Origin of the sequence: Microvirga lupini, from assembly GCF_014191055.1 — a bacterium.
Taxonomy (GTDB): Bacteria; Pseudomonadota; Alphaproteobacteria; order Rhizobiales; family Beijerinckiaceae; genus Microvirga; species Microvirga lupini_A.
Genome location: NZ_JACHWB010000003.1, coordinates 257,035 through 282,466, shown reverse-complemented (window position 1 = coordinate 282,466; position 25,432 = coordinate 257,035). Strand labels below are relative to the sequence as shown.

The following is a 25,432-nucleotide window of genomic DNA, read 5'->3' as shown; positions in this document are numbered from 1 at the left end:
GGAAAAATCCGGCTCCGGAAACGCCATGCGGACAGCCGGTGCGATACAGCCGAAACTCAGAATGCGATCAGAAGCAGCAAGGCTCGCGAATGCATCCTCACAGAGTTGCGAACAATAAAACTTTCCCGAGCGCAGGGCGCGATCGGGCGAAGACCCTCATCACAGAACGGTGAACACAGCTCTCCGTTTCAGCTTGGCCTTATAGAAATTTTCTCGTGGGACCTTTTTGCCCTAGAGGAACCGCCCTCTAAGCTGTAGCTTAAGCTTGGACCGACTGTTCTCACGCGAGACCCCCACCGTGTTCAAGGAGACCCAGCTTCACCAGGAATTCTTGGACCTGGAGCATCACATGCGGCTTCTCGACCGCAAGCTGGCCGATGCTCTGCATCGGATCCGCCACGGTTCCTCGTTGGAATCCGTCGAGCAGGCTCGACAGGATGAGAAGCAGCTCCTTTCCGAGCTGGACCGGCTGATGACGAGAATGCGGGCCATCGAGGGGCAGCTCCTCCAGATTCAGAAGGGCGCAACGCGCCACTAGAGGCAACCTAGCAGCCGACTTGTGTGCAACCGCACGTCAGCCTCGTTAAGCCGAGTTCATTCTGCCTGCACTAACGTAAGGTTAGGCGAAGGAGTCGGCGAGGGATGACCTTTAGAAATTCTTCTCTGGAGCCGGATGTGGGAAATGTGGGAAACGGGAGCGCCGAAGCACTGCGAAGGCGATGCATCCCGCTGTTCACGGTCTTGCTCAGCCTCCTGGCCGCCATGAATGTCGCGTCAGTCGTTTTCGTTCTTCTGGAATGAACTGCTGCCTTACCTCACGGTCAGTGGCATCACCGCTCATTACCGCACGCGATGAGAACTGCAGGACAGCGCATGTGATGCGAGGTTCCGTCCTGCAGGTTCACCGCGGGTTTTCAGCGCAATCCGAGGAACGACAGGATTGCGAGGACCACAACGATAGCACCGATAAGCCAGATGATGTTGTTCATGAGGATTCTCTCCCGAAATGGAATTGACCTCATGCCAACGGTCAAGGTGAAGGTTCGTTCCTTGTCGCCATGCACCGGATCAGTAGGAGCGGCAGGTAGTCCGATCAGCCTCCGAGACCCCGCCCGACGCAGCAATCTGCCTTCTGCTCACGCTTGAGCAGGCCTCACGGGTGAGGCCTTGGGCTGAGTCAATCTGAATCCGGCTCTCCTGCGCATTTGAGGTCTCGTAGCCAGGGCCCGATTGGTACCCCCAGGTTGAAATCCCAGCCGAGCCAACGCATCCACCGAGCCCGAGCACATGCATTGCGGCGCTGAAGGCTCTCAAAATCCTCGGCATCGTTCATCCCCTCGGCTCGCGGCCTCGTCCGGTCGGCAGGTGAAAACCTCACCTGGACATTGGTTGTGACCAATAAAGAAAGCCCCGGTGGTGACACCGGGGCTTTCATATAAATCGGAATTGGCCAATTAGAAGTCGCGCTGGATGCGCAGACGGCCTTCCCAAGCATCATCGTCATCCAGGCCAACGATTCCGCGCGGGTTGAGGTTGGAGTAGAGAGCCTCCACACCGATGTCGAGGCCGGAAACCGGCGACCAGATCAGGTTCGAGCCCACGCGCCACTCGGTGAAGTCAGGCACAGGTGCGGCGGTGCTGTACTCCACGCGAGCATAGGAGCCGAACAGGCTCTGACGGATGGTCGGGGTCCAGAAGTGGTTGAGACCACCGGCGAGGGACCAGCCGCGGCCGGTGTCGAGGCTGCCATCGGGACCCACATAGGCGTCTACAGCCGTACCGGAGGCGATACCGACCGAGTTGTCGGGATCGAAGCCGAGATAGCCGAGAGCGCCATCTGCGTAGGTGGCAGCAAACCAAAGGGCATCGCCCTCAGCCAGCATCGGCAGGTTCACGTTGACCATGCCCGACACAGCCCAGCCAAGCTCGCTGTCGACGAAATCGTCGCCAACAAGGGTGTTGGTGCGGAGCTGGTGCAAGGCACCGGAGAGCTGGGCCGAACCCCAGGTGCCGGAATACTTCAGGTTAGCGACGAGGTCAGGAGCCCGCTGCCCAGCGCCGACGCCAGCAAGATTCGTGGCAAGGTTGGTTGCGAAGGCGCCTTCTTCCAGCGACAAGGTGGCCGAGAAGCCGTTGCCGAACGAGAAGGTGTAGGCGAGCAGGTTCACGTCCGGATAGTCGTAGAAGCGCAGCGTGCCCCAGTTCTCGTTCGCGACGTCGCCGTTCGTGAAGAACGATGTCGTGCGACCGGCGGTCAGACCGCCGAACTGGATGTAGGCTTGGGCGATGTTCGGCGAAGTGGCTGGAGACGAGCCTGCGACGCCGCCAGCGTAAACGCCGGTGTTGCGGGACATTTCCATGCGGACGAAGGCACGGAGCAGGCCGTAGGCGGTCGCGGTGCGGGCATCGAGCTGGACGCGGCCGCGAGCGAGGAAGCCGATCGAGTTGCTCGCGCGGGTCGTAGGCTCCAGATAGCTGTATTCGGCGCGGACGCGGCCACCGACCCGAAGGCATGTCTCCGTGCCGGGGATGTAGAAGAAGCCTGCGCCGTGGGTGGAGCAGACGCGAACGTATTCGACGGCTGCGGCCTTGGCGACCGGCAGATCGGCAGCTTGTGCCCCCGCGACAGCCGCAAAACCTGCGACTGTTCCAAGGAAGAGGCTCTTAGCGAGCTTCATGGTTATCTCCAAGAGTGTTGGGCCAATGCCCATTTACAAGCGCGACCATAATCATGCCGATGCGCGATGCAACATGGGCACCTTTCCGATCAGCCCAAGTCACGAGCACCTTGCTGAAAAGATAAGCATTCCAGGAGGGTTGTTTCATTTATTCTCCAGGGTGTTACCCAAATTCAACAGCCTGAACCACCCTGCCGTTGCGGCACTGATCGTCTGGCGCCAAGCTGGCCATGCGCCTCCGGAAAACAACATTTCCAAACCGTCAGTCCCCGAAGAAATCCAGATCATCTTCCCGGCAGACATACCCGACGGGGCACTGGGGCGTGTCCCGTGTCGGCACGAAGGCGGGTTCGATCACCTCGTCGCGCAGGCAGAACCGCCCGTCGCTGACATAACGGTCATAGGTGTAGGTACCCGTTCCGAGGACGATCTGGCCGCGCGAGAAGACGAGGCCGCGAGCCTGGTTGCAGGTCATGTTGGGTGTCATCGGCCTTGGCTGCGCCTGGACACTCGATGCGGCAACCAGGAGAGCCAGAACACACACGATCTTTCGCATCGTCATACCCTTCGTAAGGGACGGCCCAAGGGAACACATCCTAGGAACGACAACGCCTTAAGCGGAGCTTTGTTACCGGAAGCCCTCAGCCCAGAGAGGGTATGAAGCCGCTACAGCATCGGCTGCAGGCGCTTCGCCAAGTCGATTGCGGCACTGTAATCGGTCTTCCCCGAGCCCAGCACCGGAATGCTCGACACGAGGATGGAGCGCGGCACCCAAAGCTCAGGGAAACCATGATCCTTGGCATGGGCCATGAGCACATCGCGATCCGCATCCGGCTTGTCGGTGATCAGGACGATCTGCTCGCCCTTGCGCGGGTCCGGGATCGCCACCACCACATGGCTGTTGTCCGGCCACAGAGACTGGGCCGTCGCCTCGATGGCTGCCAGGGACACCATCTCGCCGGCGATCTTGGCGAAGCGCTTGGCTCGCCCCCGGATCGTCACGAGTCCATCGTCGATGGTGACGATATCGCCGGTGTCGTGCCAGCCGTCGACTGGCGACCGGATACCACCCGGCGCGGCCGGGTCGAGATAGCCCTTCATCACGTTCGGGCCGCGCACATGCAGGCGCCCGCCCTCGTGAATTCCCTCGACAGGCTCCAGCCGCCACTGGATGCCGGGCAGGACATGGCCCACGGTGCCTGGATGATTGTCATCGGGAAGGTTGCAGGCAATGACCGGCGAGCATTCGGTGGCGCCGTACCCTTCCACGATCACGGTGCCGTGCCGGTCCCAGAGGCGACGCGTCTCGTCCTTCACCCGCTCGGCCCCGGCGATGACGAAGCGCACGCTCGCAAGGTCGTTCTCGCCGGCCGCGCGGGCATAGCCCTGGAGAAAGGTATCCGTGGCGAGCATCACCGTGGCGCGCGTCCCCGCCACGAGCTTCGGGATCTGCCGGTAATGCAGCGGGCTTGGATAGAGCACCGACTTCATGCCGTTGAGAACTGCCGTCAGCAGGCCCGCCGTCAAACCAAAGGAATGGAAGATCGGCAGCGGATCGAAGAAGACGTCGTCGTCCTTCAGCACATCGCCCGCCAGGGCCTTTACCTGATAGGCGTTGGCCACGAGGTTGGCGTTCGACAGAACCACACCCTTAGGCACGCCCTCCGACCCGGAGGTGAAGAGCAGCACGGCCGGATCGTCGGGCTGGACTTTCGCGCCGGCATGAACGCGCCGTGCCATCCATGAGTCTACAAGCCCGCGCAGTTTGTCGAGGCTGGTGAGCTCCGCGCGGACATCCTCGAGCCAGAGGATACGGCGCCCCTCTCCCAAAGCCTCGATCAGGTCGTCGAGCTTGCCCTGCTCGATGAAGCGGCGCGAGGTGACGATGGTGTCGATCCCGGCCAGCTCGCAGGCGGCCTTGAGGTTCTTGAGACCTGCGGTGAAGTTCAGGAAGGCCGGGACGCGGCCGAAGGCGTTGAGCCCGAACAGGGTGACGGCGATCGCCTGCACGTTCGGCAGCAGCACGCCGATGGGCTCGCGCTCCTTCGTCAGGCTGGCGAGCTTGCGCCCGAGCACCAGCGAGCCGAGAACGAGGCGCCCGAAGGTGATCGGCTGCCGCTCCAGATCCTCCAGGGCGACCTTGTTGCGGCCGAAGCGATCCCGGGCGTCGAGAAGCGCCTCGAACAGGGTCTTGCGCGTCCGCGCGATGTCGAACTCCGCCACGGGCGCGCTCCCGATGGATCAGCCGGCCGAGCCTTCGCGGATCGGGGCTTGGTAGGCGAGGCCCATATCCCACGGAAAGTAGATCCAGGTGTCCTGGCTGACTTCCGTCACGAAGGTATCGATGAGGGGGCGCCCGGCGGGCTTGGCATAGACCGCGGCGAAATGCGCGTTGGGGAGCATGTCGCGGACGATCTTGGCCGTCTTGCCGGTATCGGTCAGGTCGTCGATCACGAGCACGCCCTGGCCGGTTCCGTCGCCCAGCGCCTTGATGGCGGGCGCGATGTCCTTGAGCACCTGCAGTTCGCCCTGGTTCTTGTAATCATGATAGCTCGCGATGCAGACGCTCTCGATAAGGCGGACATCGAGCTCGCGGGCCACGATGGCGGCCGGCACGAGGCCGCCGCGGGTGATGCAGACGATCGCCTCGAATGGGCCGGCCGCGGCCAGGCGCCAGGCAAGAGCGCGGCAATCGCGGTGAAACTGGTCCCAGGAGACGGGGAAGGCTTTTGGAGAGGTCGGGGACATCGGCTTGCTCTTCTTGAAGGAGTGACGAGAAAACTCTTAAAGGGGCGCTTGGTCGCCTTTCAGGCGAGCGAGGTGGTCGCGGACGGCAGCGGCGGCGTCAGCGACCGCCTCGGGATCCTTGCCACGCACGACGATCTGGTTGCGGAAGCCGCCGGTGGAGAACGACGGATAGGATCCGATGGAGACGCTTGGGGATGACGAGGCGATCAGGCTCAGGCCCTCGGCATAGATGCCCTCGGCCAGCCCCTCCGCCTCGATGGTCTCGATGATCATGCGCGCGCCGGTCTCAAGGCTCGGGGCGATGATGTCGAGCATCGCCTGCATGATCGACGGCACGCCCGCCATGACGAAGACATTGCCGATGCGGAAGCCCGGTGCCTTGGAGATCGGGTTTTCGATCAGGTCGGCGCCATCGGGGATCCGGGCCATGCGCAGGCGAGCCTCGTTTAGCTCCTCCGGCGTGTAGCGCTCCCGCAGCATCGCGACCGCCCGGGGATCGTGGTCGATCCCGACGCCAAAGGCCTTGGCGATGCAGTCGGCCGTGATGTCGTCATGGGTGGGGCCGATGCCGCCGGTGGTGAAGAGATAGGTGTAGCGGCCGCGCAGGGCATTGACCGCCGCGACGATCTCCTCCTCCACATCGGGCACGACGCGAACCTCGCGCAAATCGACCCCGATTCCCGTCAGGTACTCGGCGATATAGCCGATGTTCTTGTCCTTGGTGCGCCCCGTGAGGATCTCATCGCCGATGATGAGAAGGGCGGCAGTGACGGAGATGGCCATGCGCAGCGATCCTTTTGAGGGCCTTTAGCCTTACAAAGGGCAATTCTCAAGCAGCAGCAAGGGTTCGCCCCCAGTGTCTTTCTCAGACACCCGGGATGACACGGGCGGAGAACCTGTCACAGAGCCAGCACCTTGGGGCCCGCAGCGTTGCGCTGCGAGCCTGTGGGTGAGATCGAGGGTGGCGCGTAGGGCAGCCCGGCTCGATGATGGATGGTGGGAAGGAAGAGCCGAGATGCCTCTTCGCGCACGGCTTGTTTCGGCGGACAGGCGAGACCGGCCCGGTGACCGCCTCAGGCGGGGTCCGTCTGCTCGACGGGGGCCTGAGACCGATTCCGACCACCGGCCCACAGCCTGGGCCACCTGTCGGTGCGGCGTGCGAGGCTGCACCACAGGACCGTGCCTGCTCCCACACTGCGACGCCTCGCGAGCGCGCCCCTCGACAGGAGCAGATCTGAGCAACCTTATAGCCCAGGTTAGGAGAATTGTCAAGAACGAAACGAGAACAAGAACCCACCCGCCCCCTTCGACCTCATCCTGAGGAGGTCGCTTAAGCGACCGTCTCGAAGGAGGCTCCAGAGAGCACTGGAACCTCCTTCGAGACGCAGATTTCGTCTGCTCCTTAGGGTGAGGTCTGTGAGACGGAATACGGGGAAGACGTAGATCCCGGCGCAAGGCTTGGGATGACCGGGAGGCTGAACGATCTTGAAGATCGAAAAGAAATGTGAGGCCAGGAAAAAATGCGGGTTTCAGCTGCCTTTTACCGGGTTATAACCTGTCCATTCAAAGGGGGCTGGGTTCATGGCGACTTACATTTCAGATACAAGAGAAGTGACGCAAAGCGTGATTGGCGATCTCGTCGTTGAGCGGAGCGGGACCATCCGAACCGTCGCAACCGCCATCGATGCGGCGGGCTTCTTATCGGTCACGGTCTTCGGTTCGGTCTTCAGTGAATCGAATGCCATTACGGCCGGGATGGGATCGCGCATCGGCATCGGCTCCTCAGGGCTCGTCTATGGTGAGCTTGTCGGCCTCTCCGTCGAGGGCCAGGCGATCGTCAACAATGATGGGTCGATTTTTGCCGATGTCGATGACGGGGTCGGGATCCTCGCTACCGGCCGGATGAACACCATCTCCAACACCGGCACGATCCAGGCCCATTACGGCATCCGTGTCACCAGCGGTACGATGCGGGCCGAAAACATCGTCAACGCGGGCACGATTGTCTCACACCAGGGCATCGGCATCGAGCTGATCGGCAGCGGCACGATCACCAACAACGGCGACATTCTCGCCGGGACCGCAACCGGCATCAAGGTGACGGATGCGGCGGGCGGCCTTGCGAGCGCCGTGATCAATACCGGCTTCATCTGGGCCGGAACGGCTATCCAGGGCTCGGCGAAATCCGACATCGTCACGAATACAGGAACGATCCGCGGCTGGGTCGAGCTCGGAGACGGCAACGACATCTTCCGGGGCGAGAACGGCTGGAGCAACGGCTACATCCTGCTCGGCAACGGCGACGACCAGGCCTGGGGAGGAGCTGCATCGGAAGTCTTCAGCGGCGGCGCCGGCAACGACACCATTGATGCAGGGGCCGGTACCCAGGACGCGATCTATTTCATCGACGATGCCAACATCACGCTCGATCTGCGCATCGCAGGGCCGCAGCAAACCGGCGAAGGGCTCGATACGCTTCTCAACTTCGAGTGGGTTTATTCGGAGACCGGGGCAGATCGGCTCACCGGCAACGATCTTGCCAACCTGCTCGACAGCGGCGACGGGAACGACACGCTCGATGGCGGCCTGGGTGACGACTCGCTCGATGGCGGCGATGGCATCGACACGCTCGTGGTAAGCGGCAGCAGGGCGGCGGCGATCGATCTCGGCGTGGGCCGCGCACCGCAGAACACCGGCCATGGCCTCGACGTGATCCTCGGCATCGAGAACGTCAGCGGCGGCTCCGGGGCGGACAGGCTCACCGGCGATGGCGGGGCGAATGCACTTGCCGGCAATGGCGGCAAGGACCGTCTGTCGGGCGGCGCGGGCGACGACACGCTCACCGGCGGCGCGGCCGACGATATCCTGACCGGTGGTGCTGGCCGGGACGTGTTCGTGTTCGATGCAAGCCGCGTCAAGAACGTCGACACCGTCAAGGATTACGTGGTCGCCGACGACGTGATCCATCTGCAGAACAGCGTCTACACCAAGGTCGGCGCCTCTGGCACCCTGGCGGCCAAAGCCTTCTGGACCGGAAAGAAGGCTCACGATTCCTCCGACCGGATTATCTACGACAAGGGCATGGGCGCCCTCTATTATGACGCCGACGGCACGGGCAAAGCCGCACAGATCAAGATCGGCCAGCTCGCCAAGAACCTGAAGATGAATGCCGCCGAGTTCTTGGTGATCTGATCGCCAGGCAAAGGCAAATCCGGGAATGGTGCTGCCGGCGCCGTTCCCGGCCAGCCTGAAAGCGGAGGGGATAAGCGGAAGGCGGCGCTTGCCTGGATGCTCCCCGCTTGGCTTAATCGGCGCAACCAACAGTGGAGACATGGGCGACAGCGCTGGAGGGTAGGCCGATGGCGGGCAAGAACATTCTCATCTTCTCCGATGGCACCGGCCAGGCCGGCGGGCTGCTCCCGGATGAGCGCCGCAGCAACATCTACAAGCTGTTCCGGGCCACGCGGATCGGGCCCGATTCCTCCATCGATCCAGCCGAGCAGGTGGCCTTCTACGACCCCGGCCTGGGCTCCCAGCCCCTCGGTTACGGCACCGTGCAGCGGATCTGGCGGTGGGTCTACAACACGGTCAGCCAGGCGATGGGCCTGGGGCTCACGGCCAACATCATCGATTGCTATGCGGCCATCCTGACCCTGTGGGAGCCGGGCGACCGCATCTATCTGTTTGGGTTCAGCCGCGGCGCCTACACGGTGCGGTGTCTCGGGGCTGTGCTCGGCCTCTGCGGCGTGCCGACCACCATGAAGGACGGCTCGCCCCTGCGGCGCGATCCGAAGACCACGCGGGCCATTGCCGACGAGGCCGTCAAGGAGGTCTACCAACATGTCAGCTCGCCGAAGGACGAGGCCTATCTCGAGCAGAGGAAGGCTCTCGCCGCGCGTTTCCGGGCGCAGTACGGCTCCGACGCCAACGGCAAGGCCAACGCCATTCCGTATTTCATCGGCGTGTTCGACACGGTGGCGGCCCTGGGCAGCTATGGCCTGATGGCGGGGCTGGCCCTCGCTGCCGTCGCGATCATGGCGGCACTCGCATGGCTCCTGTCGCTGCTGGCGCAGACGTTCTGGTTCTGGTTCTGGCTTCTCGCGATCGCCGCTGTGGTGCTCGGCCTGATCGGCTTTCTCAAGACGTATGTGAAGTACGCCGTCGGCCTCGAGGGCTACACGTTCTGGGAGACGCTGCACGTCACCCATCTCAAGATGAAGTTCTACGACAACCAGCTCAACCCGGATGTGCTTTACGCCAAGCACGCCTTGTCCATCGACGAGAACAGGGCCGATTTCGAGCGCGTGCCCTGGACCAACGAGGGCATGGACGATGCGGGCGGGCGCTTCGAGCAGATCTGGTTTGCGGGCAATCACTCGGATGTGGGCGGCAGCTATCCGGAGAACGAATCCCGCCTTTCCGACGTCGCGCTGCAATGGATGGTCGAGGCCGCGCAGGCCGTCCCGCACGGCATCCGGATCGACGGCGATGTGCTGCAGCTCTACCCGTCCCCCGCCGGGGCCCAGCACGACGAGTGCAAGACCGGCCGGTTCGGCTATCTGTGGGAGAAGGGACGCCGGATCGTACCCGACGACGCGGTGCTGCACCCCTCCGTCAAGGAGCGTTTCGAGCAGCCTCAGGTGCTCCATTACGACGAGATGAAGCCCTATCGCCCGGAGAACCTGCGCCACCACCGGGACGTGGAGCAGTACTACGAGGACGGCTCGGAGATCGGCTGACCTCTTTCCTGATCTGTCTTCCAGGGCTCGCATGCCGGAAGATATCCATCATTCTTAGGGAGTAATGCCAAACATTGCTTTATGCCGGTTGCACAATCATGGCATCGTTCGCGTAGAGATTGTGACCTTCCTTGCGGGGCACTTCCGAGAGCTGGGGTACAACGCCGGACAGGCGATTGGCTTGGTTGACGGAATATCGTCGTGTCCGCTGAAACAGGGGGCAAGTCATGAAATTCGCATATGTGGCGATGTGCGTTTCGCTGCTCATGGGCTGCAGTGCGCTACCGTCCTCACAGAAGGTGGATGCCTTCGGTGGGGCCGCTGCCGCAGGCAGCACACTTTTGCAGAACGCAGCCACGGCGAACCGGACTCTCGCATTGCGCATCGGTGAGGAGGATCAAGCCGCTCGATATGTGCGGGGAGGTGCCTTCACGCTCGCCGACAAGCCAGACGCCATGTTGAATCCGGAAAACTTCAAGCCGCGCCTGGAGGCTCTGCGCGCACTGGAAGCCTACGGCAAGGCTCTCAAGCTCGCAGCCGATCAAGGTCTTATCGATCAGTTGGAACAGGCATCCGTCAATCTCGGCACCGCTGCCGGCAAATTCACAACCGCGGGTTCTCCGGCCGCAGCGCCTGCCGTAAAGCTTGTGTCGCGCAGCGTGGGCTTCCTTCTCGGCAATGCCTATGCGGGTGAAATCCAGGCCGTCATCGTGGCGCGAGATCCGGATGTTCGTGCGCTGGCAGCTGCCCTGAAAAATGATCTGGCAGCGGTTTCGGAGCTGCTCTCGGAGCAGGCAATGGATCTGCGGTATAAGCGCAAGGAAAGTCTGGAGCTGATCCGGAAGGATCCGAAGGTGGATCACCTACGCCTTTACGATGAGTACAAGGCCGCCCGCCAGGAAGTGGCCACACAGGCTGCTCTTGCCGTAGTCGTCGGTCAATATGCCACCGTCCTCGATCAACTTGCTGAAGCTCATGCGGCTCTCGCGTCCGGGGATCCCAACGCAGAGCTGACGATCAAGCGCTTCGTCGCCCTGACGAACGATCTGGTCGATCTCGTCGCTGCGGCGGCAAAGCAGGACGACAAGAAAGGGAGTACGTGATGGCCCTTGAGCAAGACCAAGCCGAATTCGCGGCGGCTCTGCAGGAATTTGAGGCGCTGGAGGCCAACCTGCCCGAACAGGCTCCGTCGCTCTATGAGCGTTTTGCCACGGCCATGACCCTGGCATTCTCGGCGAAGCCGAAGATCAGCCTCGACGACGCCCAGAAAGGCATTATCGCAGCCAAGAACAGCTTGCGGGCCTTGGCCGACATCACGACCGACGAGGGCACGCTCCAGCGCTATGTCAACGCCATGCGCGCCCTCACGACCGAACTGACGGCCGTGGTCAATCAGCAGCTGGCAAGCACCAGCCACATCTATGCGCCCCTGACCCAAGCGTTTCGCGATTCCACGAACTCTCTCAAACAGGCTTACGAGAGGGCCAAGAAGATGGCGAGCGCCATCAACCTGGCGACTGAGGTCCTGAATGCCTTCGCCAAGCTCGTGGCCGTGATTTAGGGCTGGACCTTACCCTGCAGGTGACCCGCCCGCTTACCTGCCGTCAGTGATGATGGCTGGTGGCCTGGGTCATCCGGTCGACATAGGCGATGCCGATGGCCGAGAGGATGAACACCGAGTGGATCACCGTCTGCAGGATGATGCCGGTCTCCGTGTAGGTGCTCCGCGCCGTGCCGACATAGCCCGCCTCGATGAAGGTGCGCAGCAGGTGGATCGACGAGATGCCGATGATCGCCATGGCGAGCTTCACCTTGAGCACGCCTGCATTGACGTGGCTCAGCCATTCCGGCTGATCCGGGTGGCCCTGGAGGTTGAGGCGGGACACGAAGGTCTCGTAGCCGCCCACTATCACCATGACCAGCAGGTTCGAGATCATCACCACGTCGATGAGGCCGAGCACCACCAGCATGATCTGCATCTCGGTGAACTCGGCCGCATGCAGCACCAGATGGACCAGCTCCTTCAGGAACAGGAACACGTAGACGCACTGGGCCACGATCAGGCCGATATAGAGCGGAAGCTGCAGCCAGCGCGAGCTGAAGATGAGGGCGGGAAGGGGGCGGAGCCCGGAGGGCCGCCCGGCATGGGACGTTTCGCGAATCTGGTCCATCGTGTGTGAGGTCGTATGAGGAGGGAAGGCGGGCTGGCGCAAGCGTTGCCGTTGGCGCCGGAGCGGAGATGGGAAGCCGCGCGGCCCGGCACAAGGGGAGGCTGCGATTGCCGTCGCTTGCCTCTCCTCGATGGTCACCTCTCCCCGGATCTCGGGTGTTCCCGAGATCCGCTCCTCTTGCGCCAATCGGGAACACCCGACTTGCGTGGGGAGAGGTCGAGCGGAGCGAGGGTGAGGGGGAGAACGCTGTCCGGAAAGGCCTGTAACCCCTCACGCGGACCTTGGGTCCGACCTCCCCCTCAGGGAGAGGTGAAGCCGCGCCTGCTCTCTATCGCCGACCGCTCTTGGCTTTCGACCCGGATGCCGAGGATGCGTTCCGCGCAGCCGCTTCGCGGATAAGGGTCTTGAAGGCGTCCTCGTCGAGCGCCTCGCCCTCATGGATGTCGATGGCGCGGCGGGTGTTGCCCTCAAGGCTGGCGTTGAAGAGGCGGGACGGGTCGTCCAGCGCAGCGCCCTTGGGAAAGGTCAGCTTCACGACGGCCTTGTAGGTCTCGCCCGTGCAGATGATCCCGGCTTTCTCCCACACCGGAACCCCACGCCACTTCACCGCCTCGACTACATCGGGCAATGCCTGCCGGATGAGCGCCCGAACCCGCGCCAGCGTCTCGCCGCGCCAATCGTTCAGGTGCTGGATTTTCGCGTCGATTTGTTGGGAGGGGGAGGGTGGTTTTTGCAAGGAACTAGAGATCCTCATTTTCGTGGCTGCCACATCTTGCCTATGGCTTAGGCGCTACAGTTCAGCACCTTCAATGCTGATAATCAAATAATTACTGTCTACTTGCTGACAACGTGTGAGTCGTCCTCACTTGCCTTTCCGCGGACCTAAATATTTGCCGAGCCACTTAGAGTCCTGTGCATTCGTGCTGAAAACAAAACGTTCTGCCTGAAGTGCGCTCTGAATATTGAGATTTCGGCAAACTTGAAATCTGCTCATACGTTCAACTTGGTTCAGGGCCTCGCGATTTCTCGAAACCAGAAAAACGATTTTAGGAGCCAGTGGCAGGAGCCAGACTCCATCCTCAGATGTGATTGTTCCATATCGTACGAGAGGGCGATCAGCTAAAAGTAGGGACCCATCTCCTGATCCTAATCGAAGCAACTGCCAATGCGCTTCAATCAAAGGGCCATAGGCTCTCGGGCTATCGGTGAGTCTCTGAACAACGGTTAGTATTTTATCTTCTATCGTAGAGCCATTCATTTGCTCGAAATACGAGGAGGGCCTGTCACTGATCCCTTGATGTTCAAAATGAGTCCGTACCTCAGCATTATCATCAAGCAGGTCGATAAAGGAACGGGCGCCCATTCGCAGCATATCAACATTTGTCGGTCTTCGTGCTTCTAAAGAAATGATCAGTCGAGCAAAGTCTAGTCGCTGTTCCTCATTGATCCCACTCGGCCCTAGTTCAATCAGAGCATTCCGAGCGATCGCCCCTTTTGTGTCGATCTGTCCAAAGAAAATACGTTCTATCGCATCACGCTCTAAATGAAGAGCACTCAGAGAGAGTAGGTTTATCTGACAGCAAAAACCATCTAGACCTCGTCTTTTGCAGGCGAGTTGTTGACGCCTCGTATCCCAATGATATCCCCATAGATTGAATTGACGCGATGGCTCTTCTTTCAGCCAAGGACGCAGAAGCAACTTCGGGACAAAGTGATGATTGCGAGCTTCTTACATGACTTTTATCGGGCTGAGGAGTATCGGTCCTTTATACGATCATTGTAGAATTGACCTTTAGAAGAGGCTCGCAAGAAAGCTTCATAAACAGTGCGTGGTACACCATAGTACGTGTACGTACCGGTTCCATGGAATGTGATGTACAGCTTTAGTGTCACCGGATCATGCTCAATCCTTGAGATCGCACTGGAGGATACGTAAGGCACGTTAGTCTCCGCATTGATCTGAGTGCTATTATCCGCGTTTGCTTTGTAGTGGGCTTATAAGCATCGACCAAAAATATTCGGCCGCTCCTTCATATGTGAGATGGCGCTCTCCTCGTGAACTCCAATCCCACATGCCAAGAGCTTTAAAATAGAGGCCTTGTTCATCTACCTCGACACTTAGGCTTTCATTGTAGCTGCCATCATCAGCTCGATCATTCGAGGAAAACGAAATTCCTGTTTCATATCGCCCACCAAGTTGGATTTTGCATCGCGAGATTGCTTCTCCTCGACGGTAGATAACAGCTGTAAACCTATTCGCGTCGATCTGCCGAAAGGTTGTTTCTATGCCTTTATTTCTGCTCTGAAGTTCTTGAAGGGAACTTTCAAAGAACTTCGACATGAAAGAAAAACCTTCATCTAAGAAGCGATCTTTGTCCGCTTCCGTAAAAGTTTTCGCTAGACGCAGATTGCTGGAACGTGGCGCTTGAGCGACCGATTTCGTGATGAGCTTCTCAGGTGCCGGCGCGTCTGGAGTAGGCTTTGCCTTCGGAAGAGCATCCTTGATCTTCTGCACAACATCAAGAAAAGCCTCATCTAGATCCGGCCACTTTCTGACAGGTAGCGCGTCCTTTGGTGCCGCAAGAAGCTTTCCGAAAGGTGCGGACTTCCAGTCGCAATGGCGCAGAATGATAGGAATTACCCTGGCTTCCCCGGCATCATGACGCTCCATAGCGCGTTTTACTTCAACGTCGTAGCAATAGTCAGATGCTAGAAAGTCAGGAGAAACAAGGAGCAGGATTACGTCTGCCTTCTCTAGTTCAGAGCGTATGCTGTTATCGAGTTCGCTGCCGGCGACGATGCGCCTATCGTGCCAAGCATCGATAAGACCCTGCCGTTTAAGCATTGCGAGGTGGACCTCAAGGCGGTCACGAAGATCCTCATCTTTGTGAGAGTAGGAGAAAAATATGGTCGACAAACTGCTCTCCTAGAATGCGAGGCTGCTTTTTGAGCGGGCTAGCCAATGACGAGCCAGCAAAGTTCTTAATCCTTGTTGAGGTCTGTTCGGTTGCACTTGGGGCAGTGCGCTTGCCCAACGTACTCACCTCTGCGCTGAGCTTCACGAACCTCTTCATTTGTGAGGATCGTGATCTCGAATTTATGGCCGCAGTTCCTGCAAATGTATCGAACACTCTTGGACATCGGATTTCAGCCCCTGTTAGTAGCGCGTAGGTTGCATCGTTCACGCTGCGCAACCTAAGTAAGATATTGATTCATCGTTTGTTCCTAGTCAAAGAAAAACCCAGAGGCCGAGGGCCTCCGGGTTACAGTATTTTACGAGCACCCCGTCGTCGAACCGCAGTAATAATAGGGGGCTCGGCATATTCGTATGTATGTAGAATGATTTAGGTGTCGGCATATGCCGCGTGGGTTATTCCGACAGGGAGCGCGAGCCCATGCTTTTTCGCGAGGTCGAGTTGCTTCTTCACGGATGAGGCCGACCACTGCCGACCGCCGCGCGGAGTACGTTCCCGCATGAGCTCCAATTGAGCCGCGATGTCCCGCAGCGACAGGTTTGGATCCGCCATGGCGATCCCGGCCACCAGGTTCATGAGGCGGTGCTGCGGGCCTTTGCGCGACGCCGGGTGCAGCAGGGCAGGGTCGGCCATGTGCTGCGAGACCATCTTGCCCACCGCGCGCCGCAGTCGGTCGACGGTCCAAGATTGGCCTGCGGCCTCCAGGGAATGGACGACGTCCTCCCACGGATGGTGCGGTCGCATCCGTCGCACCGTCGGCATCCACTTGTCCGAAGTGGCAATCAGGTCGTCGACGTAAACCTTCTCACGGGCGAGGGCCGTCTTGCGGATGGCCTCCGGCCGGCGCTCGCGCAAGCCCGGGTTTCCCGGCTGCTTGCCCCGCGCCTTGGCGGCCCTGACCCCAGCCTTAGTACGCTCCGAGATCAGGGAGCGCTCGAGCTGCGCCACCGCGCCGAGAACCTGCAGGGAGAACATGCCCTGCGGCGTCGAGGTGTCGATCGGATCCCGCAGGGACCGGAAATGTGCCTTCCTGGCTTCCAGCGTCTCGATCACCTCAAGGAGGTGGCTCACCGATCGGGCCAGACGGTCGAGGCGCACCACGATCAAGACCTCGCCGGGCATGATCTCTCGGACGAGCCGCGCCAGCACTGGCCGGGCTCGATTGGCGCCTGAGCCGTGCTCCTGATGGATCACCTCGCAGCCGGCGGCGCGTAGCTCGTCGATCTGGGCGTTATGCGCCTGATCCTCAGTGGACACGCGGGCGTAGCCGATAAGGCGGGGGCGAGAAGGCATCGGAATTTCCGTTTCGTTCTTGAGCTCAATTTCTATGCAGATCGCAACGACAGGCAACGCTCCGCCCGCGGAGGTTCCATGCCCGAATATAAGATGGACAGCCGGTCTGGCCGTACGGCCGTCCTGCCGACCTGGTGCTTCGACGTTGGTCCGCAGCGATCCGCTTTACGTCCTGCTCCGGCAGGGGGGAGCCTTCGTTGATGCGGTCCTGATCGATAGCGTGCGAAAGCGGGAGGAGAAAGCGAGGCGGAGCCGACCCGCCGCCGCGGCCGCGGGTAGACCTGCGTGCTTGGCAGGCGAGCCCGCCGCCTCAAACCGATCAGGGGACCGTTCCCCGGCACGCCCATGCCACCGCTACGAAGGAGCGCGGGCCATCGGGTTGCCCGGCCTCATAGGCGGCTCGGACGGCCTCGTCAGCCTCGGCCCGCCGAGCCGGGTCAAGCCCCGCCACGAACTTTCCAAGCGGCCCCTCGCCGGCAGCGATCGGCTCCCAGTAATCGGCGAAGTTCTCGTACTCCATCCGGATCAGGAGTTCGGTCTCCTCCACGTCCGACAGGCACTGCGCCATGAAGGCCTGCCGCATTTCGCCCGGCCGCATCATTGGCTGGAAGCAGTACAGACTGCGCATCCGTCGCGCCTCCTCGTCCTGCGCGGCGAGCGTGTCCCACATCATGCGCATGCCTGGCATTCCGCCGAGGTGGTCCCACACGGCCGCCGCGACCACGCCACCAGGCCGAACCACGCGGCGCATCTCGGCGACCCCCTTGTCTGCCTCGGGGACGAAATGCAGGACGAGCAGGGCCAAGGCCCGATCAAAGTGACCCTCTGGAAATGAGAGAGCGCAGGCATCGCCCTGCTGGATGATGATGCGCGGATCCGTGTTCCGCCGCTGCGCCTCCTCGACGAAGACGGGCGAGTAGTCGACCGCCACGACCTCGCTCACCTCGGCCGCCTCTGGCAACGCGAAGGTCAGGCTGCCGGTGCCGCAGCCGACGTCGAGGACGCGCTCGCCGTCCGCCACGCCAGCGAACTCAATGAACGGCCGTGCCAGCCTGCGGCTCCAGCGACCCATGAGCTGCTCGTACCCGGCGGCCTGCTGGACTGTGAAGCTTGATGGCATGACACACCTCCCCGTGTTGCGAGGCTCTCTGCGCGAAGTCTCGTACGATCGCTGCCAGTCCACAAGCGACGTTAATCAGGTCAGGGTTCTTGCTCGGGCAAGCTCAGACCAGCCGACGTGCACTGGCCCGGCTAACTGGTGTACAGTGCGCGATAGGGTTCCCTGCGGGATGGAGGAGCATCATCAACCGAAGCGCCGCTCCGCCAACTGCCGGCGATATCCCTCTACCCGACGCCGACTTCACCGACGCCTATTCCGTCCATGTCGCCGAACCCCTCGACGCGCTCGAGGCGGCGCGGCGGATGGTCGAGCGGCGGCCCCGGTGGGTCGACGGCCTCCTCGCGCTGCGCAATCTCGCCGTCACGCCATTTGGGCTCAGGCGCGGCGCACCGGCGGGAGCCAAGCGGATCGGGATCTTCCCCGTCGTGAGCGCCTCGCCGGACCGGGTGGTGATGGGGTTCGACGACGCTCACCTCGATTTCCGGGTGGTGGTCGAGGTCACGCCGGATGACGACGGGCAGCGGGTCATGGCCACGACCTTAGTGCGCACCAGGAACCGCCTCGGGCGGCTCTACCTCGCTGCAGTGAAGCCGTTCCACAGGGTGATCGTCCCGGCGATGCTCGCGCAGGTCGGGCGCAAGTGAGGCGAGGGGCCTCGCTCCCGCGGCGTTTTCGCCGCTGCAGGCCGTCTCAACGGTCGTTTGTACACTTACGCCAGTGATGAGAAAACGGCCGTTTGCAAACCAGGTTGAAACCTTTGGCGCGGTTAGGGCCATAACAGACGCCGGATAGACAAAAGGCTCCGGGCCAGAGCCCAGAGCCTTTGAAATCCCCGCTTTTGCGGGGGAAATCCGCCTGTTCGGCGGCTCGCGCGGGCCGGGAAAACGAAAAAGGCGGCCCGGATTCCGACCGCACGCCCCGCATCCGCAGGGGACGATCGCCTTGCGGCGACGCTTACGATCTGGGTCGACCGAATGCCGGCGTCAAGCCCCGCCCCAAAACGATACCGCAGTGCGTAGCAAGAACTTGCTTCACTTCGGACCTAGGCGGTATGGTGTCGGAAAGTCAGTAACTTAGCCGATCAGGGCAGGGACCATGTTCGAGGGCAGGGGGCGCTATGACGACGAGGACTTCGCGCCGCTTGTGCCGAAGACCTACGACCTGCCGGAACTCCCGTGGACCTTGGCCGGGCGTCTCGAGCGGACCGCGATCGCCGTCATGGACCTCGACGCGCGGCTGGCGGCGGCCGGCTTGGCGGCCGGCTGGCAGTCCCGCTGCGACATGGTCGAGGCCACCCGGGCCCTAATCCTCGACGGCCACTTCGTCGACATCGGCGACGTGGTCCTGCACGACGCTGGCATGGACGTGCGCAGCCCGACCCACGAGCTCACCCGTGCGGCCGCGGCCCTGCGGGCCCGGCGCATGGCGCTCGCCCGCAAAGCGCCCTGGCCGCTGTCGATCGACGGCCTCTCGGCCCTGCGCGGGTTGATGCCCGCCTCCGGACAGAACGAACCTCTGGGGAATGGAGGGGGGACCCAGGCCGATGATGAGCCGGACCATGACGACGAGGATCCCTTGGCAGGTCACTTCGCCGAGATCGACGCCATCCTGGCGCGCACCAGCAAGACGCTGGCCGGCGAGACGCCGATCCCGAAGCGCCGCTCGCACCTGGTCTATGACCCGGAGGTCGACGAGGCGGAGAACGAGGACCTCTGGCTCGATGTAGTCAAGCGTACCGAGAAATGGCCCGCGATCGCGGGCGCCGCCATCGCCTGGGACGCCTGGACGGCGCTCGGTATGTATCCGCGCCAGCCCTGGCTCGGCCTCATCATGGCCGGCTCGATCCTGCGGGCGCGGGGCCTGACTGCGCACCTGCTACCGCTCGTCTCCGGCTACAAGGCCTCGCGGTATCGCCTGCAGGGGAGGGAAGGGGGCGTCGAGAAGGTCGAGGCCTTCGCCCGGATCGTCGACGAGGCGGTGACCCAGGGCGAGAAGGACCTGCAGCGCCTGACCTTGGCGCGCGAGACGATGATGCGGCGGGCGAAGGACTGCCGCAGCAACTCGCGCCTGCCGCAGCTCATCGACCTGTTCCTCTCTCGCCCGCTGGTGTCAGTAGCCATCGCGTCGAAACTGATTGGCGTCACCCCGAAGGCAGTCGACCTCATGTTGGCACAGCTCGGCGGCGCTCTTCCGCGCGAGCTGACAGGGCGTCGGCGTTATCGGGCATGGGGCATCGTCTAAGGAACTGCGAACAACAGACAGTACATCCCACATCAAAGTTAAGGATCGGGCCGGTCCGAAATGTGCTCCTCACCTACAGTCCCAGTTGAAACACTCCAACCTGGAGCTGTTCCCACACAACGGTCCGCTCCGGAAGTCGCCTATCGGCTGCCGAGTTCCGCCAGCTCGATCTGGCCGTGCAGAAACTCATCGAAGGCGATGCCTTGCGCCGCAAGCTCCTTGGGAAAGAGCGAGGCTCTCGTCAGACCAGGCAAAGTGTTGATCTCGGGGAAGATGACCCGATCTCCTGCGACTATGAAGTCGCTCCGCGAATATCCACGGGCACCGATGCCGGAATGAGCCTTCAAGGCCGCGGACTGCAGAGCGGCGCTGACCTGTTCACCAAAGCCTGCTGGACAGATCTCACGGGTGGTGGGAGCGAGATACTTTGCGGCGTAGTCAAAGACACCATCGGCGGGGCGGATCTCGACGGGCGGCAGCGCGATCACCTCTCCATCCCGCTCAAGAACGCCACAGGTCGCCTCGACGCCGGCGATGAATGGCTCGATGAGATAAGCTTCTCTCTGGACCGCATCCCGAAGCGCTCTTAGATCATCAGGTCCTTCGACAAAGATCAGGCCATAACTTGATCCGTCTGCTACCGGTTTTGCCACAAGCCTGCCGTAGGTGGCGAGATCCGTTCCGCCGGATTCCATCGTGAGGGTGGGCGGGGTCACGATGCCAGCTTTTGCCACAGCCGCCTTGGCGGCCATCTTGTCGAAGGCCAGCCGGCTGGCCGCCGATCCGGAACCGGTGAACCGAACGCCACGATCTTCGCACATGACGGGCAGCTGGCCGCTTTCCGCCATGCCGCCGTGGAGACCGAGGACCAGGAGACGTTGTTCCTTGCTTGCACGGTCAAGGGCCACTTCAACCCTGCCGATCGGCTCGCCCGGCGCTGGTAAATCCACCTCGAACGGTCGCGAGTGGCTCATCAGAACACCACGATCGCAAGCCCGTACAATACCGTCGCGACCCCAGAACCAGAGATCGGCCTCCGGCAATGCGTCAGCTATCGCTTGGGCACTGGCGACCGACACGAAGTGCTCGCGGTTTTCGCCGCCAAAGAGGATGGTGATGAGCATGAGCAGGACGTCTCAGTGAAGGAAAAGATCGGCTGCACTATAGGTGGACCTATCCATCGAACAAGGGGCGCTATTCAGCCTGCCCTAGCCGAGCATCTCAAAGGTCAGTACGCATTGCAGTTTGGAGGGCGGCAGCAATCCATCCTGAACCAAGGCTGGTGGGCGCTGCTCAAGTCGCCGCGCGTCGACCATCGCGAGATGCCTGCCGGTCATTGGCCGCCTGACGCCGGTGGTGAACGGAAAGTGGATGGGCAATCCGCGCATGGCCCGAACGGCCAAAAATGCAAAGCACTCGCCACCACGGCATCGCCGCTCCAGCCCACCGCGCGGGTCTGAATGGCCTTGACCAGCATCGGGTTCTTCCGCCCGCTGCCGCACACAGCAAGTGGGACATGGTATGCTGCTCGCAGTCGTCCTATGAAATCACGGGCAAAGTTCTAGGGGTTTCCATGGAGAACAGGACGACGATCGCAGTCGGGCTTCGCAGCCTTGGCGTCCATGGCGGTGACGTGCTGATGGTGCATGGATCGCTCAAGAAAATCGGTCCCGTGGTCGGTGGAACACGTGCTGTCGTCGGCGCACTTTGCGACGCGGTGGCACCAGGCGGCACCCTGATGGGCTATGCCTCCTGGGAGCGCTCTCCCTTTGGCGAGACCCTTAATGGGGCCCAGCTCGATGAAGAGACGCGTCGCACTTGGCCGCCGTTCAGACCCGACATGGCGAAAGCCTATCGTGGCTTTGGCTTGCTCAACCAGTTTCTCGTTGACATGCCGGGTGCGCTGAGAAGCGCCCATCCGGACGCATCCATGGTCGCCCTCGGTCCGCTCGCCCGCGAGCTCGTCGAGCCGCACAGACTCGGCCAGGCCTTTGGCCCCGGTTCGCCGCTCGAGCGGTTCATTAAGCGGAACGGCAAGGTCCTCCTGTTCGGTGCTCCGCTCGATGCCGTCACCGTCCTCCACTACGCCGAAGCCATTGCCGACATTCCCGGGAAGCGGCGCGTCACCTACGAGATGCCGCTCCTCGGTCCGGATGGTGAGACGGTGTGGGAGCGGGCGGAGGACTTCGACTCGAACGGCATCCTCGACTGCTTCGCCATCGAGGGCGAAATGGACGCCGTCGAGACGATCGCGAGGGCTTACGTCGCATCGGGCCGGCATCGGGAGGGCCGGGTGGCCAACGCACATTGCTATTTGTTTGACGCGCAGGACATCGTCTCATTCGGCGTCAGCTATCTTGAGCAGCATTTTGCACGGCGGTCCGGCGTGCCTGCCGAGGAGCCTTGAATGATCGTATGGCTGAACGGCCCGTTCGGGGCAGGAAAGACCACACTTGCTGAGAGGCTCCGCGAGCGGAATCCTGACCTGCTGCTATTCGATCCCGAGGAGATCGGGTTTCTCGTGAGGAAGCTGATCCCTGCGGCGGAGAGCGGGGATTATCAAGACCTGCCGGTGTGGCGGGGTTTGACCGCTACGGCGCTGGCCGAGATCCGGAAGCATTACAGCCAAGACATCATCGTGCCCATGACGCTCGTCCGGCCCGACTACCTCGACGAGCTGATTGGCGGCCTCATACGGCGGGGTGAGGACGTGCTTCATGTCTTCCTGACCATCGACGAGCGTGTCCTTCGCGACCGCATCGAACGGCAGACCATGTCTCCCGACCGGAGACGGAACGAGCAGATCCGGGACTGGCGCTTGGCCCAGGTCGACCGCTGCTTGTCCGCCAGGGACCTCATGCCGGACGGCACCCGTTTCCTGGATACCGGGCTCCACACTGCCGACGTCCTGGCCGACACCATCCTGGAATGGCTCGGAGCCCTGCGGCGTGGGCCTTCGCGGTAAGACGGCGGTCGAGGCTAGCTGCTCCCCACCCTCCCAGGCCGAGATCCCCAGCGGCCCGCGCCTGCGGGCCGTGCGGTTATGGCAAAGCCTTACTATATTGGCCGCATGATGGAAGCGAGCGACCAGACCCCGACGACGCGCCGCCCTCGTCGCTGTCGCCGAAACTCACGGTGAGCGTCAAAGGCTTCGCCGACCCGGAGGTCGCCAAGGCCATGGGCGAGATTGTCGGCGAGCTGGGCCGGTCCATCGACGTGCTCCGGGAATGCGGGCGGGACGTGCAGCCGCTGCCGGACGGGACGGCCCATATCGACGTGCCCTATATGCCCGACACGATGCCGGACGGCGTCTCGCCAGCGGATCTCTTCGCGCTGGCGCTGCGTGGGCGGTTCTGATTACGCATGAGATACCGGCAAGCCGACGCGTAATGTCCCCGTTCGGGTTACAAACCGAACTTCGTTTTATCTGCTCTACGTTACTCTCTGACCCGAAGCTGACCTTGACTATTTCGTGATGAGCGGGGGCAGATCGGTGATCTGCTCGGCAAAAGCCTCCCTATTGAGAGGCTGGACACCGGATCTGGTCGAGATCCTCGCTATCCGTTGGCAGGATTGCGGACACGCAGAGGATTGCAATCCACTATATACGGGTATATACCCGCATTATGATGTCTCAATGCTACTGCACCTCTTTGCGCAACGCGGCCCGGCGCGTGACAGCGCTCTACGATGAGGCGATCGCTCCCGTCGGCGTGAACATTGCCCAATTTGCGCTGCTTCGTTCCATCGCACGCGGCGAGCCGGTTGCGCTGACAGAGCTCGCGAAGCGGACCGATCTGGATCGCTCGACCGTCGGCCGCAACATCCGCGTGCTCGAGCAGATGGGTCTTGTCGCCATGAGCCGGGGCAAGGACCAGCGCGAGGTGTCCGTCTCCTTGTTGGACAGGGGCCGTCGCACCCTCGATGAGGGGGCGCCCCTTTGGGACGCTGTTCAGGCACGGATCGAAGCCCGCATGGGCACCGCAGCCGCGCATGCCCTCCGTGCGGCCTTGCACAATCTCTGATCGAACGCATCAAAGAGAAGACGATGATCAATCCTCACGGCGATCCCCGCGCCCGCCGCTATCACCCTGCGATGCTTGTCATTGGCGTCACCTTCTTTGCTCTGCTGTTCTCGGCGGGGCTGCGGTCGGCACCCGGTGTCATGATGCTGCCGCTGGAGATGAGCCTCGGATGGGACCGAGCTACCATTTCGTTCTCAGCCGCACTCGGCATCTTTCTCTATGGTCTCGTGGGGCCGTTTGCGGCCGCCCTGATGCTGAGCGTCGGGATCAAGCGGACGATGCTAGCTGGTCTTGCGCTCATGGCAGCATCGACCTTCGCCAGCCAGTGGATGACCATGCCATGGCATTATGTTTTGAGCTGGGGCGTTCTGTCGGGGATCGGATCCGGCGCTGTCGCATCCGTCCTCGGCGCAGCCGTCGTCAATCGCTGGTTCGCGACACGGCAGGGCCTTGCCATGGGGCTGTTGAGCGCCAGCACGGCGACCGGAGCTCTCGTCTTCCTCCCGTTCCTGGCTTGGCTTACCGAAGGCGGCGCATGGAAGCCGGTCGCGCTCGCAGTCAGCCTTGGTTGTGCTGCCCTTATTCCGGTCGTCGCAATCCTCGTTCCGGAACACCCGGAGCACCGTGGGGTGCGTCGTTTCGGTGAGGCCGCTGACACCCCCCCACCGCCGCCGTTAAAGCAAGCCGCGACGCCTTGGCTTGCGATTGAGGCCCTGATCCGGGCCGCGCATCAACCCGTGTTCTGGCTGCTGGCCGGTACGTTTTTCGTCTGCGGCCTGACGACCAACGGACTGGTCGGCACGCATATGATAGCCTTCTGCGGCGACCATGGCATCGAACAGGTTGCGGCGGCTGGCCTGCTGTCGCTGATGGGCTTTTTCGATCTGATCGGCACGACAGCCTCGGGCTGGCTGACAGATCGCTACAACCCGCGCCGCCTGCTTGCCGTCTATTACGGCCTGCGCGGGCTCTCGCTGCTGGCGCTGCCCTTTATCGACTTCGGGCCTGTCAGCCTGACAATCTTTGCGGTGTTCTACGGGCTCGACTGGATTGCGACGGTGCCGCCGACCGTCAAGCTCGCCAACCAGTCGTTTGGAGAACGCGACGGGCCGATCGTGTTTGGCTGGGTGCTGGTCGCGCATCAGATGGGTGCGGCCGTTGCCGCCTACGGCGCGGGCGTCATTCGCGAGGAGGTCGGCACTTACACGCCTGCCTTCGTGCTGGCAGGTGTGTTCGCCGTCATCGCATCACTGGTTTTCTTGTTCGGCCTTGGGCGACGTGAACCCTCCCGCAACACGGAATCCACCATGGTGGAAGCCGTAGCCTAGGATCAGGGTAATATCCCTGCACGTTGACTGTGGCGATCGTGTAATGGCGCGTTTGTCATCTCAATATCCGAGATGCCTGCAACAGCGCCAACCTCGCCTTTCTGAAGGCGCACA

General features: G+C 62.0%; 24 protein-coding genes and 2 pseudogenes. 12 read left to right on the top strand and 14 right to left on the bottom strand.

All coding sequences use genetic code 11. The features are described from left to right. The first annotated feature begins 349 nt into the window (after positions 1-349). Positions 350-538: a hypothetical protein gene (locus tag FHR70_RS12870; RefSeq protein ID WP_183450740.1), complete on the top strand. Its 189-nt coding sequence runs from the start codon at positions 350-352 to the stop codon at positions 536-538. Between the two features lie 916 nt (positions 539-1,454). On the opposite strand, the gene FHR70_RS12865 is transcribed toward FHR70_RS12870, so the two are convergent. From FHR70_RS12865 to FHR70_RS12845, 5 genes are all read right to left on the bottom strand, one after another. Further along, a complete protein-coding gene (locus FHR70_RS12865) occupies positions 1,455-2,678 on the bottom strand; it encodes a porin (protein WP_183450738.1) in 1,224 nt (407 codons plus the stop codon). A 262-nt stretch (positions 2,679-2,940) separates the two neighbouring features. Beyond that, on the bottom strand, positions 2,941-3,234 hold the full coding sequence (locus tag FHR70_RS12860) for a hypothetical protein (RefSeq protein ID WP_183450736.1): 294 nt from the start codon (positions 3,232-3,234) through the stop codon (positions 2,941-2,943). 110 nt (positions 3,235-3,344) lie between these two features. Continuing rightward, on the bottom strand, positions 3,345-4,901 hold the full coding sequence (locus FHR70_RS12855; protein ID WP_183450734.1) for an AMP-binding protein: 1,557 nt from the start codon (positions 4,899-4,901) through the stop codon (positions 3,345-3,347). Between the two features lie 18 nt (positions 4,902-4,919). After that, positions 4,920-5,426: a xanthine phosphoribosyltransferase gene (gene gpt / locus FHR70_RS12850; protein WP_183450732.1), complete on the bottom strand. Its 507-nt coding sequence runs from the start codon at positions 5,424-5,426 to the stop codon at positions 4,920-4,922. Between the two features lie 36 nt (positions 5,427-5,462). Then, positions 5,463-6,209, bottom strand: a complete 747-nt coding sequence (locus FHR70_RS12845; RefSeq protein ID WP_183450730.1) for a competence/damage-inducible protein A — start codon at positions 6,207-6,209, stop codon at positions 5,463-5,465. Between the two features lie 798 nt (positions 6,210-7,007). Between FHR70_RS12845 and FHR70_RS12840 the strand changes: the two genes are divergently transcribed. The 4 genes from FHR70_RS12840 to FHR70_RS12825 all read left to right on the top strand — a co-directional run bounded on the left by FHR70_RS12840 (position 7,008) and on the right by FHR70_RS12825 (position 11,726). Continuing rightward, the gene (locus FHR70_RS12840) at positions 7,008-8,618 is read left to right on the top strand and encodes a calcium-binding protein (RefSeq protein ID WP_183450728.1); all 1,611 of its coding nucleotides are present in this window, start codon (positions 7,008-7,010) and stop codon (positions 8,616-8,618) included. 167 nt (positions 8,619-8,785) lie between these two features. Beyond that, entirely contained in the window at positions 8,786-10,165 is a 1,380-nt protein-coding gene (locus tag FHR70_RS12835) for a DUF2235 domain-containing protein (RefSeq protein ID WP_183450726.1), read from the top strand. A 227-nt stretch (positions 10,166-10,392) separates the two neighbouring features. Next, positions 10,393-11,268 (top strand): hypothetical protein, encoded by an 876-nt coding sequence (locus FHR70_RS12830; protein WP_183450724.1) that lies wholly within the window; start codon positions 10,393-10,395, stop codon positions 11,266-11,268. Further along, complete coding sequence (locus tag FHR70_RS12825; RefSeq protein ID WP_183450722.1) at positions 11,268-11,726, top strand: hypothetical protein; 459 nt, start codon at positions 11,268-11,270, stop codon at positions 11,724-11,726. The genes FHR70_RS12830 and FHR70_RS12825 overlap by 1 nt, the downstream gene beginning before the upstream one ends. Positions 11,727-11,769: 43 nt before the next feature. Here FHR70_RS12825 and FHR70_RS12820 read toward each other — a convergent pair whose 3' ends face one another. The 7 genes and pseudogenes from FHR70_RS12820 to FHR70_RS12790 all read right to left on the bottom strand — a co-directional run bounded on the left by FHR70_RS12820 (position 11,770) and on the right by FHR70_RS12790 (position 17,724). Further along, complete coding sequence (locus tag FHR70_RS12820; RefSeq protein ID WP_183450720.1) at positions 11,770-12,336, bottom strand: TIGR00645 family protein; 567 nt, start codon at positions 12,334-12,336, stop codon at positions 11,770-11,772. 328 nt (positions 12,337-12,664) lie between these two features. Next, the gene (locus FHR70_RS12815; RefSeq protein ID WP_183450718.1) at positions 12,665-13,090 is read right to left on the bottom strand and encodes a DUF1801 domain-containing protein; all 426 of its coding nucleotides are present in this window, start codon (positions 13,088-13,090) and stop codon (positions 12,665-12,667) included. A 108-nt stretch (positions 13,091-13,198) separates the two neighbouring features. Continuing rightward, positions 13,199-14,044 (bottom strand): annotated as a pseudogene (locus FHR70_RS12810) (DUF4238 domain-containing protein); the annotation flags it as partial. Between the two features lie 32 nt (positions 14,045-14,076). Further along, positions 14,077-14,277, bottom strand: a complete 201-nt coding sequence (locus tag FHR70_RS24520; protein WP_183450714.1) for a KTSC domain-containing protein — start codon at positions 14,275-14,277, stop codon at positions 14,077-14,079. 28 nt (positions 14,278-14,305) lie between these two features. Continuing rightward, a complete protein-coding gene (locus FHR70_RS12800) occupies positions 14,306-15,253 on the bottom strand; it encodes a toll/interleukin-1 receptor domain-containing protein (RefSeq protein WP_183450713.1) in 948 nt (315 codons plus the stop codon). 427 nt (positions 15,254-15,680) lie between these two features. Beyond that, the gene (locus tag FHR70_RS12795; RefSeq protein WP_183450711.1) at positions 15,681-16,604 is read right to left on the bottom strand and encodes a recombinase family protein; all 924 of its coding nucleotides are present in this window, start codon (positions 16,602-16,604) and stop codon (positions 15,681-15,683) included. Between the two features lie 319 nt (positions 16,605-16,923). Further along, positions 16,924-17,724: a class I SAM-dependent methyltransferase gene (locus FHR70_RS12790; protein WP_183450710.1), complete on the bottom strand. Its 801-nt coding sequence runs from the start codon at positions 17,722-17,724 to the stop codon at positions 16,924-16,926. An 89-nt stretch (positions 17,725-17,813) separates the two neighbouring features. On the opposite strand from FHR70_RS12790, the gene FHR70_RS12785 reads away from it, so the two are divergent. Continuing rightward, complete coding sequence (locus FHR70_RS12785; protein WP_246408140.1) at positions 17,814-18,368, top strand: DUF2867 domain-containing protein; 555 nt, start codon at positions 17,814-17,816, stop codon at positions 18,366-18,368. Positions 18,369-18,819: 451 nt separating this feature from the next. Further along, positions 18,820-19,965, top strand: coding sequence for an RHE_PE00001 family protein (locus tag FHR70_RS12780; RefSeq protein WP_246408138.1), 1,146 nt, complete (start codon positions 18,820-18,822; stop codon positions 19,963-19,965). Positions 19,966-20,105: 140 nt separating this feature from the next. Here the strand turns inward: FHR70_RS12780 and FHR70_RS12775 are convergent, their stop codons facing one another. Both FHR70_RS12775 and FHR70_RS24030 read right to left on the bottom strand, forming a co-directional pair. Next, the gene (locus FHR70_RS12775) at positions 20,106-21,089 is read right to left on the bottom strand and encodes a D-alanine--D-alanine ligase family protein (protein ID WP_183450709.1); all 984 of its coding nucleotides are present in this window, start codon (positions 21,087-21,089) and stop codon (positions 20,106-20,108) included. Between the two features lie 192 nt (positions 21,090-21,281). Then, positions 21,282-21,475 (bottom strand): annotated as a pseudogene (locus FHR70_RS24030) (anhydro-N-acetylmuramic acid kinase); the annotation flags it as partial. Positions 21,476-21,538: 63 nt separating this feature from the next. Here FHR70_RS24030 and aac(3) point away from each other — a divergent pair. The 5 genes from aac(3) (at position 21,539) to FHR70_RS12745 (ending at position 25,318) form a co-directional block, all read left to right on the top strand. Then, positions 21,539-22,372, top strand: a complete 834-nt coding sequence (gene aac(3) / locus FHR70_RS12765) for an aminoglycoside 3-N-acetyltransferase (protein WP_183450707.1) — start codon at positions 21,539-21,541, stop codon at positions 22,370-22,372. Further along, positions 22,373-22,930, top strand: a complete 558-nt coding sequence (locus FHR70_RS12760) for a P-loop nucleotide/nucleoside kinase family protein (protein ID WP_183450706.1) — start codon at positions 22,373-22,375, stop codon at positions 22,928-22,930. Between the two features lie 170 nt (positions 22,931-23,100). Beyond that, positions 23,101-23,322 carry a hypothetical protein gene (locus tag FHR70_RS12755; protein WP_183450705.1) on the top strand — a complete coding sequence of 74 codons (222 nt, stop codon included), beginning with the start codon at positions 23,101-23,103 and terminating at the stop codon, positions 23,320-23,322. Between the two features lie 269 nt (positions 23,323-23,591). Further along, a complete protein-coding gene (locus tag FHR70_RS12750) occupies positions 23,592-23,990 on the top strand; it encodes a MarR family winged helix-turn-helix transcriptional regulator (RefSeq protein ID WP_183450704.1) in 399 nt (132 codons plus the stop codon). Positions 23,991-24,013: 23 nt separating this feature from the next. Next, positions 24,014-25,318, top strand: a complete 1,305-nt coding sequence (locus FHR70_RS12745) for an MFS transporter (protein WP_183450702.1) — start codon at positions 24,014-24,016, stop codon at positions 25,316-25,318. The last annotated feature ends 114 nt before the right edge of the window (positions 25,319-25,432 follow it).

Excerpts from the sequence above, each read along its gene's own strand:
- FHR70_RS12845 (WP_183450730.1), bottom strand. The coding sequence starts at position 6,209 with ATGGCCATCTCCGTCACTGCCGCCCTTCTCATCATCGGCGATGAGATC.
- FHR70_RS12820 (WP_183450720.1), bottom strand. The coding sequence starts at position 12,336 with ATGGACCAGATTCGCGAAACGTCCCATGCCGGGCGGCCCTCCGGGCTC.
- FHR70_RS12840 (WP_183450728.1), top strand. The coding sequence starts at position 7,008 with ATGGCGACTTACATTTCAGATACAAGAGAAGTGACGCAAAGCGTGATT.
- FHR70_RS12870 (WP_183450740.1), top strand. The coding sequence starts at position 350 with ATGCGGCTTCTCGACCGCAAGCTGGCCGATGCTCTGCATCGGATCCGC.
- FHR70_RS12795 (WP_183450711.1), bottom strand. The coding sequence starts at position 16,604 with ATGCCTTCTCGCCCCCGCCTTATCGGCTACGCCCGCGTGTCCACTGAG.
- FHR70_RS12865 (WP_183450738.1), bottom strand. The coding sequence starts at position 2,678 with ATGAAGCTCGCTAAGAGCCTCTTCCTTGGAACAGTCGCAGGTTTTGCG.
- FHR70_RS12760 (WP_183450706.1), top strand. The coding sequence starts at position 22,373 with ATGATCGTATGGCTGAACGGCCCGTTCGGGGCAGGAAAGACCACACTT.
- FHR70_RS12835 (WP_183450726.1), top strand. The coding sequence starts at position 8,786 with ATGGCGGGCAAGAACATTCTCATCTTCTCCGATGGCACCGGCCAGGCC.
- gpt (WP_183450732.1), bottom strand. The coding sequence starts at position 5,426 with ATGTCCCCGACCTCTCCAAAAGCCTTCCCCGTCTCCTGGGACCAGTTT.
- FHR70_RS12750 (WP_183450704.1), top strand. The coding sequence starts at position 23,592 with ATGATGTCTCAATGCTACTGCACCTCTTTGCGCAACGCGGCCCGGCGC.
- FHR70_RS12815 (WP_183450718.1), bottom strand. The coding sequence starts at position 13,090 with ATGAGGATCTCTAGTTCCTTGCAAAAACCACCCTCCCCCTCCCAACAA.
- FHR70_RS12825 (WP_183450722.1), top strand. The coding sequence starts at position 11,268 with ATGGCCCTTGAGCAAGACCAAGCCGAATTCGCGGCGGCTCTGCAGGAA.
- FHR70_RS12790 (WP_183450710.1), bottom strand. The coding sequence starts at position 17,724 with ATGCCATCAAGCTTCACAGTCCAGCAGGCCGCCGGGTACGAGCAGCTC.
- FHR70_RS12775 (WP_183450709.1), bottom strand. The coding sequence starts at position 21,089 with ATGCTCATCACCATCCTCTTTGGCGGCGAAAACCGCGAGCACTTCGTG.
- FHR70_RS12860 (WP_183450736.1), bottom strand. The coding sequence starts at position 3,234 with ATGCGAAAGATCGTGTGTGTTCTGGCTCTCCTGGTTGCCGCATCGAGT.
- FHR70_RS12830 (WP_183450724.1), top strand. The coding sequence starts at position 10,393 with ATGAAATTCGCATATGTGGCGATGTGCGTTTCGCTGCTCATGGGCTGC.
- FHR70_RS12780 (WP_246408138.1), top strand. The coding sequence starts at position 18,820 with ATGTTCGAGGGCAGGGGGCGCTATGACGACGAGGACTTCGCGCCGCTT.
- FHR70_RS12745 (WP_183450702.1), top strand. The coding sequence starts at position 24,014 with ATGATCAATCCTCACGGCGATCCCCGCGCCCGCCGCTATCACCCTGCG.